Annotated in this window: 1 protein-coding gene and 1 pseudogene; both read left to right on the top strand. The window is 65.2% G+C overall.

Annotated elements, in window-relative coordinates:
* Nucleotides 1-83: 83 nt before the first annotated feature.
* Nucleotides 84-617: pseudogene (locus AB0J67_RS41320) on the top strand (hypothetical protein); the annotation flags it as partial.
* Nucleotides 618-658: 41 nt separating this feature from the next.
* Entirely contained in the window at nucleotides 659-1,057 is a 399-nt protein-coding gene (locus AB0J67_RS41315; RefSeq protein ID WP_363491314.1) for a hypothetical protein, read from the top strand.
* Nucleotides 1,058-1,088 lie beyond the last annotated feature (31 nt).

Below are 1,088 nucleotides of genomic sequence, written 5' to 3'. Positions count from 1 at the left end.
CGCTGCACCGTCAGCAAGACCGGCACCATCGCGCGAGCGATCCTGGCCCTACACCACTCGACATCGACGCCAATCAGGATGAAATGACCTCACTGGCTGTCGTTCGGAGGGCGCTGGCCGGAACCCCGTTCGCTGATGCCGACCTCATGGTCCTGCGGCCACCGGCTGACAACGCCGTTGTCGCGGTACCTGCCGCTGGACTCGTCGCGCGTGTCGGCGCTGTGCGCGCTCGCCGAGAGCGTTTGCGGACCGAACTGGAGCTGGCGACGTGGTGCGAAAGCAGGGGAATCCAAACGGTCAGACCCGCCGGGTCACCGCCGACTGAGCAACTGCTCCGAGTCGACGGCCGAATCGTCACCTGGTGGCAGTATCTGCCGACGGTGGAACGGGGCACCGCCCAAGCCCTGGGCCGACTGCTGAGGCAGCTACACCAGCAGCCTCCGCCGTGGCCCGACCTGCCGCCGCTCAATCCCTGGAACCGAGTCCGCCGGCAGCTGGCGGCAGCAGCGCGGGGGATACCGGCTGCCGACCTGGCGGGCCTTGTCGATCTTCGCGGCGAACTCGATCGTCGATGGTTGGCATCGCGGTGGCCTGCTGAAACAAGCGCGATCCTGCATGGCGACGTTCACGTGGTAACACGCTTTCGATTGCCGGTCAGGTGCACCTCCTCGACTTCGAGGACAGTTGCTTCGGCCCCAGGCAGTGGGACGTCGCCTACGTCATCGGTTCGTGGCGCCTGGGGTGGCTCACCGACGACGAGTTCGATCAGTTCGTGGCCGCTTACGGCGATGACCTCCGCAACGATGCGGACATCGACCTCCTTGTCGACATATCGCTGTTCCGTCGCACGTGCTGGTATGCATCCCGCGCCAGCCGCGAGCCCCAGATTGTCGGTGCCGTCCGTCACAGGATCGCCACGCTGCTAGGTGTCAACGGTCTGTTGGATCACCGGGTGGGCGGACGTGTGGCATCCGGGCTGGCGGACAGCAGTTCTGGATCTGGCGAAGATCTTGTGGTGCAGTGCTTCACGGCGTCGTGTGTGGACTGTGATACATGATCGCGGTGCGATGTTGAAGCTCTGAAGGTCC

The sequence above is a fragment of the Catellatospora sp. NPDC049609 genome, from assembly GCF_040675365.1.
GTDB lineage: Bacteria > Actinomycetota > Actinomycetes > Mycobacteriales > Micromonosporaceae > Catellatospora.
The sequence above is the reverse complement of the archived record's forward strand: the minus strand, read 5'-3'. Positions and strand labels throughout refer to the sequence as shown.